13 protein-coding genes and 1 pseudogene are annotated in these 13,743 nt (G+C 52.6%); 11 read left to right on the top strand and 3 right to left on the bottom strand.

From position 1 onward, the window contains the following. Window positions 1-93 precede the first annotated feature (93 nt). On the top strand, window positions 94-1,383 hold the full coding sequence (locus VD17_RS18130; RefSeq protein ID WP_046054970.1) for a hypothetical protein: 1,290 nt from the start codon (window positions 94-96) through the stop codon (window positions 1,381-1,383). A 57-nt stretch (window positions 1,384-1,440) separates the two neighbouring features. On the opposite strand, the gene VD17_RS18125 is transcribed toward VD17_RS18130, so the two are convergent. After that, window positions 1,441-1,662 (bottom strand): hypothetical protein, encoded by a 222-nt coding sequence (locus VD17_RS18125; protein ID WP_259674575.1) that lies wholly within the window; start codon window positions 1,660-1,662, stop codon window positions 1,441-1,443. Here VD17_RS18125 and VD17_RS32660 point away from each other — a divergent pair. Beyond that, window positions 1,656-1,814: pseudogene (locus VD17_RS32660) on the top strand (LysR family transcriptional regulator); the annotation flags it as partial. The gene VD17_RS18125 and the pseudogene VD17_RS32660 sit on opposite strands and share 7 nt — an antisense overlap. 38 nt (window positions 1,815-1,852) lie before the next feature. On the opposite strand, the gene VD17_RS32250 reads toward VD17_RS32660, so the two are convergent. Beyond that, on the bottom strand, window positions 1,853-2,011 hold the full coding sequence (locus tag VD17_RS32250) for a hypothetical protein (protein WP_185753180.1): 159 nt from the start codon (window positions 2,009-2,011) through the stop codon (window positions 1,853-1,855). Window positions 2,012-2,358: 347 nt separating this feature from the next. Next, window positions 2,359-3,174 carry a WYL domain-containing protein gene (locus tag VD17_RS18120; protein ID WP_080932030.1) on the bottom strand — a complete coding sequence of 272 codons (816 nt, stop codon included), beginning with the start codon at window positions 3,172-3,174 and terminating at the stop codon, window positions 2,359-2,361. 189 nt (window positions 3,175-3,363) lie between these two features. Here VD17_RS18120 and VD17_RS32245 point away from each other — a divergent pair, with 189 nt between their 5' ends. The 9 genes from VD17_RS32245 (at window position 3,364) to parS (ending at window position 13,620) form a co-directional block, all read left to right on the top strand. Further along, entirely contained in the window at window positions 3,364-4,839 is a 1,476-nt protein-coding gene (locus VD17_RS32245) for a hypothetical protein (protein ID WP_185753179.1), read from the top strand. A gap of 9 nt (window positions 4,840-4,848) precedes the next feature. Continuing rightward, window positions 4,849-5,559: a hypothetical protein gene (locus tag VD17_RS18110; protein WP_046054969.1), complete on the top strand. Its 711-nt coding sequence runs from the start codon at window positions 4,849-4,851 to the stop codon at window positions 5,557-5,559. A gap of 9 nt (window positions 5,560-5,568) precedes the next feature. Beyond that, window positions 5,569-9,903 carry a hypothetical protein gene (locus VD17_RS32655; RefSeq protein ID WP_259674572.1) on the top strand — a complete coding sequence of 1,445 codons (4,335 nt, stop codon included), beginning with the start codon at window positions 5,569-5,571 and terminating at the stop codon, window positions 9,901-9,903. Further along, entirely contained in the window at window positions 9,903-10,949 is a 1,047-nt protein-coding gene (locus tag VD17_RS18100; RefSeq protein WP_046054968.1) for a Wadjet anti-phage system protein JetD domain-containing protein, read from the top strand. Before VD17_RS32655 ends, VD17_RS18100 begins: the two co-directional genes overlap by 1 nt. A 183-nt stretch (window positions 10,950-11,132) precedes the next feature. Beyond that, a complete protein-coding gene (locus VD17_RS18095) occupies window positions 11,133-11,645 on the top strand; it encodes a hypothetical protein (protein WP_046054967.1) in 513 nt (170 codons plus the stop codon). 94 nt (window positions 11,646-11,739) lie between these two features. After that, window positions 11,740-12,063: a hypothetical protein gene (locus VD17_RS18090; RefSeq protein WP_046054966.1), complete on the top strand. Its 324-nt coding sequence runs from the start codon at window positions 11,740-11,742 to the stop codon at window positions 12,061-12,063. 147 nt (window positions 12,064-12,210) lie between these two features. Next, the gene (locus VD17_RS32240) at window positions 12,211-12,621 is read left to right on the top strand and encodes a hypothetical protein (RefSeq protein WP_185753178.1); all 411 of its coding nucleotides are present in this window, start codon (window positions 12,211-12,213) and stop codon (window positions 12,619-12,621) included. Then, window positions 12,608-12,952 carry a hypothetical protein gene (locus VD17_RS31245; protein WP_052962709.1) on the top strand — a complete coding sequence of 115 codons (345 nt, stop codon included), beginning with the start codon at window positions 12,608-12,610 and terminating at the stop codon, window positions 12,950-12,952. The genes VD17_RS32240 and VD17_RS31245 overlap by 14 nt, the downstream gene beginning before the upstream one ends. A gap of 218 nt (window positions 12,953-13,170) precedes the next feature. Then, the gene (gene parS / locus VD17_RS18080) at window positions 13,171-13,620 is read left to right on the top strand and encodes a type II RES/Xre toxin-antitoxin system antitoxin (protein ID WP_046054965.1); all 450 of its coding nucleotides are present in this window, start codon (window positions 13,171-13,173) and stop codon (window positions 13,618-13,620) included. Window positions 13,621-13,743: the final 123 nt, after the last annotated feature.

The following is a 13,743-nucleotide window of genomic DNA, read 5'->3' as shown; positions in this document are numbered from 1 at the left end:
GGTCTGCAATCGCCTCGGATCGTCATGACGCTTAGGCTAGTATGATGTAGCTGTAGCTGATTTCAACGATCACTTTCATCGAAGCGATTATCCATGGAAGACACGCCGGACGCTCCCGTTCCAGCCGATGACTCGTCCGAAGACGTCGTGACAAGAGAGTCACTGTTCGAACAAGCTTGGTCGACGCCAATGACCAAAATCGGAGAACGATATGGTGTCTCCTCCAGTTATTTGGCTCGGGTCTATACAAGCTTGAATATCCCTCGACCGCCAGTGGGGTACTGGGCTCAAGTTGCGGCGGGAAAAGCAAAAGTTCGCCCGGCTCTGCCAGTAGCGCTACCAGGCGCCCTGATCGTCTGGAGTCGTAATGGTGCCCCTATCAAGGTTTCACAGACATTGCCTAAGGCGCCACAGAAATTGGGCCGCCAACCAGCAAACACCAATGCAACATTGCCTCGAAGACACCCATTGTTGCTGGGTATCGAAGAGCATTTTGGAAAAGCTCGGGAAGGCGAAAACGGTTATTTGCGACCGACAAAACGCGCCATGGCAGATCTCATCGTGAGCCGCACCGGACTCGCCCACGCCGTGGATTTTGCCAACCAGTTGTACTTGGCACTGATGAAAAAAGGCTTTTCCGTAACGCTCGCTGATTCCACCACGCACATGAGTCGTGCGCCTGTGGATCACCGTGAAAAGGAGTCCAAGAGGTACTTTCATCCTGCACTCTGGCATCCGCAGCGCCCCACCGTGGTTTACATGGGAAGCGTCAAACTCGGATTAACAGTCTACGAGATCAGTGAGTATGTGCCTGTGAAGAGTGTTGGCAAGCAATACGTTCGACTCAACTTACTTCCTGCCAGTCAACGGCGATCTCCGTTTCATGATGGCTGGGTAATGAGCGATGACATGCCCACCGGACGCCTTTGTCTACAAGCTTACTCTCCCTACTACCGCGCAGAATGGATACAGCGTTGGATCGAGGATAAGCCTGGCGACTTGGTCAGTAAAATTTCCGGCATCATTAAGCTGCTGATTACCGAGGCACCGGTGCTGGCCAATAAAGTCGAAATCGAGCGTGAGCGGAGCGAGCGCGAGCATCAACAGTTTTTATTAGCGTGTGAGGAGAGGCGCAGACAAGACGAGGAAAAGCGCCGATTCAAGGTGATTCAGGATAGCCGAGATCGGCTTGAGTCTGTGATTCAGACTTGGGCGAAAGTGAACAGTATTCGCGCGTTCTTTGACGACATCGAGCAATCTGCACAGAGCCTCAGTGATGTGGAACGAAACGCTGTCTTGGAGCGATTGGCCCAGGCGAAAGAGTTGATTGGTGAGTTGAATGCGCTGAAACAATTTGAAGGTTGGGAACCGCCAATCTTCTGAAGCATGCCCTCGAGAAGGGCGCTGGTGAAGTCTGTCCTCCAGCGGCAATCCAGGTGACTAAGGGAGCACGCGCTTTCTCTTCAAGCTGTCCAGTGCCTCGAACAGCGAAGCTTTTGAGTCGACCCTTTCGGTGAAACCGTATAGGTAGATCTTGTTCAGATCCGAAATGATGTCCGTCTCAACATGAAAGATGGCATCCCCGAACCCCCAGCCGACCAGCTTTGCCAGATCAGGCTGGACCAAATTGTGGCGCTCAGCAATTTCCCGCCAAAGTTGCATCAGGAGCACTGGTGCTAGTACTGCAAGCTTTCAACCCTGGGGACACAGATCCCATCCACGCTGTGTTTCTTGGCAATGGTGCGCAGCCGGTTCGTGTTCGCGTTTTCCTCGATTTTCTGGTTGGGACTGTGGAGCTCAAGCGGCTGGAGTAATTTGCATTGCACGTGGTTGCTTCAGTGTGTGGCGATATTTAATCCGAGTGAAGATGCTGAATCAATGCCTCTCGAAGAGCCTCTAGAGCAGCCTGCAAGCGTCGTTTTTCCCGCGGGTCATCATCCGTAGGCACATAGCTTTCGCAATGCCTCAAAAGCGCTTCTGCATCGTTTGTATTCAAATCAAGTTCAATCATGAAATCCACCTTTCCTGTGTGCGGCAAGGTGCTCCATCTCTCGCATCCACAGCCGTAAAAAACGCCGCCAATCGCTCGCGTAGCTACCCTCGTGCAATCGAGTGGATCCTGCGCTCGCAGCTTCAAACCTCATCCGCCAAGGTTGAGGGATGTGTTGGTCCAACACGATGACGAAAGGGTAGCCATCGCTTCCTTGAAACGGTGTCTCTGGGACGAGTTCGCGCAACTGATCAATCGTCAATAGCTTTTACCGGCGAGCCTTAAGGTGATTAGTCCGAGGTCAACGCTGTCGATTGATTATCCAAACGAGAAAACCATCGCCAGTGCCACCTACCATCCATTCAAAATTAGCGCGCGTCAGGTGCGACATAACCAGGGGCAAGGATCGCGTTCTTGACGCCGTACAGTGCCAAGGGGTCGGACAACCACAACCTAAATTCTGGACCCCTGAGGCTGTGATCTGGTGAACAGTCCACACTCCACTTGCGTAGGGTGTAGCCCGCCGTAGCCGCCCGAAGTTTCAGCGACAGCATTCCATCAACCATTGCGTAATCCATGAGCGTGACTTCCGGTCGCAGTTGATCTGGGTGAGGGATAAGTGTCAGTTCAACGATTCTCGTCCACTGGATGTCTCGATCGCTCGTCTCGTGAACAGCAACGGGATCATCGGGAAGAGGGCTCGCCTTGCGGATCCGGGTGATGACGAAATCTCGGAACTCTCCCGACTTCCTGTCAAACCCACGAACATGCCAGCGAAGTCCATTGTCGATCAGAGAAAAAGGCACGATGACGCGTTGGCTGGAACCGTTCAACGACTCGTAATCAATCTGCAGTGGGCATTTCTGATGAATTGCCTGGGTGACGTGAGCCAGGATATCGAGTTTCGGCCACGACAGTTGATCAGGAAAATCGACCGTGATCCCAGGTGTGGTGTTTCGGGGTTCCCCATCGCCTAACCCTTTGGTGACCCAAATTAGCGCTTGTTCCGCGGTGGAATCGAACAGGCTCTCGAAGGACTCACTGGCTTTGTAGATACGCGAACTCGCGTCATACACCAGGTTGTGCGAACGGAGCGTTTTGTACAGCGCGATGTCCCGACTAGCAGCCGCTTCCTGAATTTCAAAGCGCTCGATTAAATGCTGACGTTTGAGCTCACCTAGCATACGCAGTCTGAGATCTATGAAGGCGAGGCGGTCTCGTTGTGGCTGACTGAGGTGTTCAAGCATGGTCGAACTTTTTGTGATGAAGGGGATTGTCATGTTACACGATCATCAATAGAATTCTGGCATTGCTATCAAAATGATGAGCATTAGGAATAATATTGATCTCATTGCTGAGCAGATTAGAACTCCATGCCAAACGAACAGCTGCCCGATGCATCCGATTCGCTGGGCGAGCCCAAGAGCGAGTTGATCGACTTATCGCCTCAGCTGCGAAATCAGCGGTTGCTGGAACCAATGAATCAGCTTCATGCGACTCGTAATTTCCATCAAGACGAGGATGGAGAGCCTCTGTTTGATGGGCTGGACACCCACTACCTGTGCATGGCCACCCTCAATTTCATGATGGAGGGATCTGCTGTCGGCGCGGGGTACAGCATGGCGGATGTGCACACCTATGTGAATTCACTGATCTGTCGGATCCGGCCAGAAAAATCCAGCTCAGCGTGTGCAAAGGCAGCCGATGTCGTGATTGGCTGTTTGAGCAATAAAGCGGAGAACTACAAAGAATTCGAATTCACCTACTTTCACGCGCCCACACTGCAAACCCTCGTGTACCGCTTTCGCCTGGTGACTCTTGAGCCGGATCTTGATGATGTCTATCGGTATCGCCCCTCACCAGAGGGTTATCTGCTTCTGATCGGCATGCTGAATGTGGATGTTGAAGATCAGCAGATTCTTATGGAAAAGATGATGCAGATCCTGATCGAAAGGGGGCGTTTTGAGCAGGCCGCGGAGTTCGCCAGGCGCGCCATGGTGCTGTCCATTGAGCATCGGCAACACATTCATGGGCAAATCGTTCAGGCAATCCGCGCGCCGGGAACGGTGAGGTGGAGTACGGACATCAAGCCTCAGTTAGACGACTCTCGCCAACACGTCAAAGCCCGTCAAGAAGAAGAGGGGCGGTTGCTCATGGCGATTCGCAACAAGATGGGTGAAGTCGAAAACATCAAGAGCAAGCAAGAGCTTTCAAGCCTGCATGACTTGTTGTCGAAGGCCGGCACCGTAAGAGCCCGGCTGCAGCTTGAAGTTAGCAGCGCCGAAGGGCGTTTCATCGAGGCTCAGACAGCCGCGTTTCGAGCCCGAAAATCTTCCGGCATTCCTGATCTTGAGACACATCTTCTTCCGCAAGCAATGATCCGCCCAGGAGCGCAGTTGGCTCAGGCGGCCGAAGATCTCATTGTCAGTTTGTTCCCGGCCGTGTTTCCCAAAACACCTGATTTATCGAACCTGCTCAGCATCCTGATGGAGCGACGTCAGTTAACCAAAGACGCAAATGATGACGAGGATGACGAGGATGACGACGAGTTCGAGCCGTTCCAGATCTGGCCAGATCCGTTTCCAGATCAGTTGGTCGTCAAAATTTCTCAATGGCTATCCGCAAAATTTGAAGAAAACCGCTCTTGGCGGATTGATGAACTGATCGATGCGGGAACACACGAAGGCTTCAGTGCGATTGAACAACAGTGCATTGCGTTCTGCCTTTATCGCAGCTTCCCCGACAGCGAATCAGAATTTGAAAACCACCATGCCGTGCTCGATGGTGAATATGAAACCCGGGTGGTCCGAGGCGATAACCTCAGGTTCGACGTCAAGACAAAGGTCTAGGAGGTTCAATTGGATAACCAGAACAGCGCCGCTGCACGTCTGATTTATCGGGCACTCAATCTAAGTGCGACCCCGGCCAATGACGTGGAGTATCGCGAGCTATTGGCTCGGTACCGCGCCAGCCCAGAACTGCAGCAGGTCCTCGCGGAAATTGCTGAAGGAATGGAATTGATGGTGCTGGATGTCAGCGAGCGAGGCTTGATCATCGCCCCGGCACGTAAGGAAAGCCGCTTTTCCATACGACTTGGCGATCTTCGCAAAATCCTGTCTGAAGACCAACGCGTGGCGCTGGCGCTGAGCTTCTTGGCCATCTGCGCGGTGTTTTATCCAACGACCGCTCTGATTGAAGATGACAGTCGGTTTCCAATGCCGGCGACGCTGGCCATGTTCAGGGACACCTTGACGGGTTTGTCCGGGCGCATGAGTGCACTCGAAGATTCCAATGATTATTCCCGAGAGGAGCTGCGACCAGGCTGGAGCTACATTCACAGCCTGCCGGTTTCGATCCCCCAAGCCGATCGCGCGTCACCCAACTCGATTGAAGGACTGGTGCGCATGGCACTCAACTACCTGATTGAGTACGGGCTGGTGAATAACGTGGGGGCTCAGGATGAGGGCGAAGCGGTTGAATTTACCGCCACCCATCGACTGCGTATTCAGTTGCGTGAACGGACGCTACCGCGACTATTTGACTATGTGCGTTCCGGCGCAACGGCCTGAGGATTTTGTATGCAAAAAATCACCCGAATGCATGTTTGCCGCTACGGTACCGCCACGGCCTGGTACGACCAGACCTTGCTCGACTTCACTGCGCCGGATACGCACGAGGCGGTTAATGCCATCGTCAACCTGGAGAACACCGGCGGCAAAACCTCATTACTGTCGTACGTGTTCAGCATTTTTGAGCCGCGGCGGGATCTGTTCATTCAGCACATGCAGAACCCCAACCATCAGTTCAATGATTATTTCTACAAAGACGGCAAGCCATCTTTCATCATCATCGAGTGGTCAATGCCATCACGTTTGCCGGGGGGCAAGGACTACAAGTTGGTTATTGGTCAAGCTGTTGCAACGCGCGATGTCATTGAACGTGGTAACGACATCGATCGGGTATTTTTCGCGTTCGAATCCCACCACGGCATCACCTTTGAAGATATCCCGGCACCCGGCATCAACACGCTGGGTGTGCCGGGGGTGAGCACGATGGCGGAGCTCAACCAATGGCTGACTCAAATGTACAGGAAGTGTCCTGAAGACTTTTACCACACTCGCCATCAACACGATTGGACCACCCATCTTGCCACCACACGACTGCTGGATCTCGATCTTCTGGTCATGCAGCGTCAATTCAATGGGCAGGAGGGTGGCCTGGAAAGCGGCTTCCTGACTTTCAAGGATGAAGAGGATCTGGTTCGTAAGCTCATGGCACTTACGATGGATCCCGAGCGCGCTCAAACGGTGCGCAACACCGTGGTGAATGTGGCGGACAAATACCAGAATAAGCCTCGCCTTGAGGCGCGGCTTGTACAGTTGGCCAGAATCCTGTCGTCCATGAAGCCCCTGGGTGAATCTTCTAAAGCTTTTGAGCTTGCACTTGAAGCGCGAACCGGGTTATTACGCCGTGCCTCGGGACTGGCCGCCGCCATGGAGCTGGTTCGTTTAAGTGAAGAAAAGCAGGTCACTAATTTTGGTGACTTGATCGACACCCTCAACTCACGCATTTTGGAAAACCAGGCGCAACTGGTACATCAGCGCGCGTCCACGCTTTCAATGCGTGCTTTGCAGCACACGCGCCGTGTGGATCGCACTGCAGCGGCGTTTGAAGAGGCCACGGCTGGTAAGGACGCGGCTCAATTGCGTCTGAGGCATCTCAATGGTGCCATTTCGTACAAGAAGATCACCAGCGCTCATGAGCAGGTTCTCATTGAGGAGCGGTCGCTGGCAGAAGAAGTTGAGGGCTTGCGCCCTATCAAAGAAGCACTCGAAAGACAGGGCGCGCTGCTTCGTGGCGCTATCGATATTTTACTGAAGCAGAACGACGACAAACGCTTGGCGGAGAAAAATGTTGAGCTGGCGGCTGCTGAGGCAGTAACGCAAGCCAAGGCCCACATTAAAACGTTGAGCTTATCCATCAGGGCGCTTCAGCAAGAGGAGGCAAAAGTCGGGGCCGGCATCGATAATGCCGAGATACAACGCACCAGCTTGCTGGACGACGGGGTACTTGGTGCGTTCGATCATGATGCCGCTGCTGCGATCGAAAGAATCACGGCGGCCATTGCCCAGGCGCAAAATCGCCTCGACACCTTGCGCGCTGAACGAACGGGCTACCTACAACACGTCGACCTTCTTCGTGACCAGGCGACGCAGCATGGATTGCGGGCTCAAGCGGAAGCGCACATCCGAGAAAATCTGAACAGAGAAGTCGGTGATGTCAGAACCCTTCAAGAAGACCTTCAGCAAAATCGGTTGCTGTGTTCGGTGGTCGAAGCTGAGCTATGTGACCCTGATTCCCTGACTCTGCTGGGCACCGTTTACGAATTTATCCAATCCATGGACCGTGAAGTGCTGGAGCGGGACATTCGCCTAGCCAACCTCGAGCGCGCTAAGCAGTCCATCGAAGAATCCGAACTTGCGGGCCAAAGTGATGACGTCGATCAAGTTGTCCGGTTACTTCGGACTGCCGGCATTCATTCTGCGCGAGCAACCAATTCCTACATTGCCAATGTTGTCCCCGATGCTGAAGAGGCCCGTCGACTGGTCGACTCCGACCCCGCCCGGTTTCTCGGCGTCTGCGTGGGCTCCGAAGAGTGGGAGAAATCATGCAAGATTGTTGCGGGTGCTGACTTCTCCCTGAGTGCCCCGGTAACTGTCGCCCTCGCCACCGTTGATGCGGCCGTCGCGGCATTCGATCGGGTCGTGATATCGGCGGAAGACGACTCTGCCTATAACCAGGAGGCCGCGGCTGCCGCGCTGATCGGTTTTGAACGACGAATCGCTGAAATCTCAGGTACGCGCGACGCACACATTCAGCGCCGCAACGACGCTCGTGATGCGGCCAACAAACTCAAGGACTATCAAGAGCGCTTCGGCGCCGTGCGAATCGCGGAGCTTGAGCGAAGCATTCAGACTCACTACGAGGAAGAACAGGCGTTCACGAGAATGCAGGCAGGGTGCCTGGAAGAAGCTGCTGAAGTGCTAGAGCGTGCGAAGGGACTTGAGAAAGAGATAGATCCAATTCCAAGTGAAATCGCCAACCAGGCCAGCAGGGTCCAGCGACTGGAGCGTTATTTGCGCGAGTATGAACAGCCGCTTGCGCAATGGAAGCAACAGTTGGCATCAGTGCAAGCGTCTCTGGAAGAAGCGGATACAGAAAATGAAGGCCTTGAGCAACTGATCGATTCGAAAGCAAAGATCATCGCCCACTCGAGGCAATTGCAGTTCGATCTTGCGGGAAGCGCCCAGCAGTTGCTGAATCGCAAAGACCTCACCGAGATTTTCGATCCCAGCTTCGATTATCGAACAGCTCTTGAATCTGGTTTCGATCTGCAGGCATTGATCAAGACTTACGATTCCGACAAAGCCGTATTTGATACTGAGGAATCTCAGCGATTGGGCGTTCGCCGGATAGCCCTTGAGCAGTTGCGTAAAGCGGAAGCCACGTCCCGCGAGGAGTACAGGTTTGAATTTTCCGATCTGCGCGAAGAGGCCGTGATCAACCTGCTAAGCCTCGATCTGGCACATGAACGCACGGCCCAGATAACGCAAGTCGGTTTGTACGAACAGGCATTTGTATCATCATCGAATGCACATGCGGTGGCCAGCAGCGACAGAGATGCCTTCTTCGCCAAGGTTGAACCCCCTCAACCCTCTGACGATGTCCTATCACTCAGCGATGATGAACTTGCGCATCACATCGTGATGGTCCAGGACAATACGGATCAGCTTGAGAAAACTCTGGTTTCCGATCAGCAAGAAGCCGAGAGAGCATCGCAGGGGCGTGCTCAAAGCAAGAAGAACGTCGATGTGCTGAACAAGCATAAGAAAATGCTCACTTCTGCGGTTCCTCATGAAGCTGCCGCTCCTGACTTTATTGAGCTTGAAGGTGACGGTGAAGCGCAAGTGATGGCGGTGCTCGACCGCTATAAGCAGCAAAGCGTCGGTCTGGAAGAAGCCCGAAAATTGGCTCAGTCGCACTTCGATGGGTTTACGGATGTGGTGAAGTCAAAGGCGGTGCAGGACGTTGATCCGGGTCTTGCGCACGAGCTGTCGAGCAACTCCTTTGAAACCACCTGCAGCGATTTTGAGCGACTGATGCTGCTCATAGTTGAGCGTACGGAAGCCTCTCAGTCTGAGCTGGACGGCATGCTGCCTGATTTTGAAAATTGCGTGGGCGAAGTGCATCAGTTGGTAGAAGAGGGCATGAGTGTCCTGAAGAAAGCTTGCGAGGTCATGGTGCCAAAAGGTGCCCCCTATGTCGGTGGAAAAGTCATCATGAAGATGCGCCACCCGATTACAGGTGTTTCGACGGAAATTGGGAAGGCTTCTATTCGGCATTACTTGAACACGCTGATCGAGACTAAGGTCATTCCTGAACATGGCGCGGATTTGGTCGCGGCTGGCATGATCAATCTTTCCCCACAACGCGCGTTCGGCTTGCAATTACTGCAAATGGAACAGAATGCCGATCACCAGTACCAGGATGCCGGGCGGCTGAAAAAGTCCGGCGGCCAAGGGGTGGTCATCGCCATGTTCATGTACCTGATGATGAGCCAGTTGCGACGTACCCATCAGGCCGTCACTAAACGCGGAGGCGGTTGTCCCCTCATTCTTGATAACCCGTTTGCCAAGGTACAGACTCGGGCGTTGATTGATGTCCAGATCATGCTGGCCGAGGCCATTGGTGTGCAGTTGATTTTTTTCACAGCCATGAAAGATGTGAATATTCTTGCCGGTTTTCAGCGGGTGATCCGACTGCGCAAGGAGGGCGTGAAAAGTGGCCGGTCTCACATTCAGATGGCGACTGCAACCTTTAACACGGCGGTGCAAAGAGCAGGTACAAATTGATGAACATTGCTTTTTTTGAAGCGCTGCGCGGTAGCCGTAAGAAGCGCATAGAGCTGCTGAAATTAAGGAGCCTCTGGATAGAACACCATCCAGAACTCCAACAGCATCCCAATCGCGATAGGTTACTCATGGAGGCCCTTAGGGCTGGCGATGAGCAAGGCATCCTGAGACTTCCTTCTCCCCGCAGTTTCGAGCGTATTGGCAATCCGGCCATGCCCATGTTTATCACCGTCATCGTTGAAACGATCTCGGTGATGAAGCCAAACTGGACAGCCGTTTCCTGGATGCCGGTACTGGGGTTCTGGATGCAACTGACGGAAAGCGAAAAGGTCACTGCCAAGGTCATCAACGAATGGCTCATCCGCCGCAAGGGGCGCTTTATGATGGTGCCGTTGCGCGAGCGATCGCTTGAGATGTTTGGGGATGAGAAATACCTCGATGGCAGGGTGCGATCCAATTCACTTTTTGGCGGCAGGCTTGCTTTGTCAGCAATTGGTGCCAGAGGGGTGGACCTTCCCTTGCCCTACCGACAGCAGCCTGGTAAACCTGGGCGGCCGGTGTTGGTCGTAGAGAACCATCACACATTCTTCAGCCTTGGCGAATGGAACGACACCGCACATCGTTACGCGGCCGTCGTATATGGCGCGGGTAGCGCCATCACGTCGACTGGAACCGCGCTGGATGAAGTCATCAGGGAGGTTGACGGTGACGGAGCGGAATACTTCGGAGATCTGGACCCCGAGGGTGTTTCAATACCGCTGCGTTACAACTCGAAGCATAAGACCCAGCTGTACCCGGCGATCTGGCTCTACCGAAAGCTGCTAACTATCGGTCGCCACAGGCCATTGCCGATCCTTTACGCAGGTGACAACCAGGCGGTGACTTCGTGGTTACCTGAACTCCACCAGGAAGTCCACGATCTGTGGAATGAGGGCAACTGTCTGCCACAAGAAGGCGTAGGGCTTGAGCAACTCTTGCCCCAGCCTCATGAACAAGGCTTAAACAAAGGCTCCATCGATAACCTATCTGCAGCTGCTCAGTCGTAGGCTAGTAACTAAGTGATCGTTGTGCTGGCTGCGGACAATAGGCATTGAATATCGAAGGCTTCGCGCAGTCATCATTGATCTTGTCTAGGAATGTCGCATCATTGATGTACCAGACCTTCATGATGAGGGGCGGGGCGGGGCCTGATGTTGTGTATAGATTGATCTAAAATAAAGGATAATTTCGTGAGTAACAAAACAACCGGGAACGGGACAGTCAATTATTTTAATAAGCTTCGGAGTGATTACTTGGTAGAACGCAAATCTCACCTTGAGACCATTCTGATGACCCTCTACGGATTATGGAGCCGACTAATACGAAGCAAGAAATATTTGTCGGGTATCATTATGGCCGAACAAGTAATGATTAATAAATATTCCAGCATCGTAAAAAACGATTTTGATGCTAAAGTTATATCTAAAACCGATATAAAAAAATACAAGGCGGCGCTAAAGGGCGCAAATGTGAAATACAAGCAGAGAAGTGATTTTCTCGTAATCATGGTTAGCATAATCTCACTGTTGGGGCTGACTACATTTAGTGATAAAGCGCCATTTTATATGGATAAGCCCATCCCGTTTTTCGCAGTGGTGTTGTTTTTGTTAATGGTAATAATGGCTGCTATCGAGCGAATTAATATGAATTCGGTCGTCGCGGAAAATGAGGAGCTCATTAATATTTTTGATTCGGCATTTTGAATTCGAGTAAGCTTCTATCAAGGGCATGCTTGCAATGGAGTACTTACTGTGGAGAAGGCTCCATCCAACTGCCGTAATGAGGAGTTAAAAAAGAATGACTACACAGTTGAGTGAAGAGGAGATGCGTCGGGCGCTCTTCGGAGCAACGAATACTATTCAAATCTCTACGCCGTCGGGCCACCCTGATCCTACCGCTGTACCCAAGGTGAATCCCGAACGCAAGCCTGCGGCCTCTGCAAAAGCTGTATCTTCGAAGCTGCGGGTTACCCTGCATGTGTCGAATGTATTTGAGGGCGATTATGAAGTCGTCCACTACGACACCAGTAGCCTCAGCAAAATCGTCGCAGAAATGGATGCCAAAAAGACCTTTAAGAAGAAGTACAAATACATCACGGTGGAGTCAGTAACCCCGATCTGATGCATCCGATTGCGTGTAGGTAAGCTATTTTCGGTTTTTTCGGCGAACGACCTGAGGTACCTGGATGGCTTTAAAGGTAAAAATTTACCCCAATGGGGCTAGCCTTAAGGGCGTTGCCGCGTAATTGATTATCTGTGAGGGTGAACAGTGGCGTACGCAAAAAACATAAGTTTGGAGGAGATCCGGGACTCAATTGCCGCCTCTCTTCACAGCGTTAAAGCGTACGACCTACCCGCGCTATGCGCCAAGCTTGGTCTTGAGTCTGGCACCGAGGAAGAGGCCTATCGTAGTAAGCGGACATGCGTTCGCTCTCGTTTACGAGATCACAGCCTCAATGACCTGATCGCTGTGGCAAAAAATGTCCTGGCTGAAATCGGTGACGCCGACTTGCAGGACTTTGTCAGCGAGCTGATGACTCCTGAAGATCATCGCATCTCTGATATCACCAGACGTGCAATTCTCGGAGCCCTGGACTCGGTAAATCCGCTTTTTGGCGAGATTCCACCTTTGGATGGGCTTGAAATACTGCGTCCAAATTGGGGGCATGTCCGGGCCTGAAGGCCACTTCTTCAACACGCTTTACCGCGACGTTGAGCAACATTTCGTTCGGAACAACGACTACGCAAACTCCACCGTACTCAAGCACTGTGGGGCAATGATGTGCTCACGACAGCGCTTCATCGACCTGATTGCCTACGTCCTTTCTCCCGAGTGTCGAACCGACGTCGAGCAGAAGACCCTGGTGCCGGTGCTGACTGATCTGCTCGCGGTAGACGGTTTTACATTGATGGTGATCAAAGAAATCTCACGCCGGGCTATCTACGGCATTTGTCGTCTTTCTTCAGGGGTATGTGTGTTCGTGTGCGTCCTGTCAGTTCCAGTTCATTGAGCATGATTTTCAGTGCCTTTATTGGATGCCTTCTTCTTTGGTTGAGAGCTGCAAACAATGAAGTCTATATCACCAGGATCAAAGTGAATCCACGCGCAGTCCGGCATAGGGCTCGCTAGCCATCAGACTGGGCCAGACGAGGCATTTGCTTGATACTCCTATCGAGTGTCCAGCTACTAGGTCGTTGTGTTTGCAATTGGACCGATAAGGAGACGTAGGTGCTTTCATCAATTAGAGATTACCAACCTGGATCGCAAACATCTGAAGACATTTGGACAAGCCTCAAGCTGCCCTCTCGGGGCACCGAATTGTTTGCCCACATTCACCGCGGGCTACCGTTCACAATTCTCGACCGGATAGCGAATGAGCTCCAGGTGGATAGCGAGAGTGTGACAAAAGCAATCCAGGTATCGACGGCAAAGTTGCGTAACCGAGCGAAAGCTGGCCGTTTTAACGCCTCGGAAAGCGATCGATTGATTGCATTGGTCATCGTCTATCAGGAGGCCATTGCCTTATTCGAGGACGACGCCGAAGCGGCCAACAAATGGATGGATTCACTGGTGCCAGGGCTTGATTCGAAACGTCCTCTTGAGATGTTGGGGACGAGAGTCGAAACAGCAGCAGTCCTGGATTTAATCGGTCGATTGGAGAGAGGGGTCCTCGCTTAGGCTTCGAAGGTTGTTGAGGTTGGTTGCAGCCATCGTTCCTTCGGGCTTATGCCCGGCTTGACCGCGCCCTCAACTGTACAGGGCCGACAAAAGGAGAGAACCAGCAAAAAAACCTTGTTTTGG

It is taken from the genome of Pseudomonas fluorescens (genome assembly GCF_000968015.1).
Classification (GTDB): domain Bacteria; phylum Pseudomonadota; class Gammaproteobacteria; order Pseudomonadales; family Pseudomonadaceae; genus Aquipseudomonas; species Aquipseudomonas fluorescens_W.
Note: the sequence above shows the minus strand (reverse complement) of the source record. Positions and strands in the feature narration are given on the sequence as shown.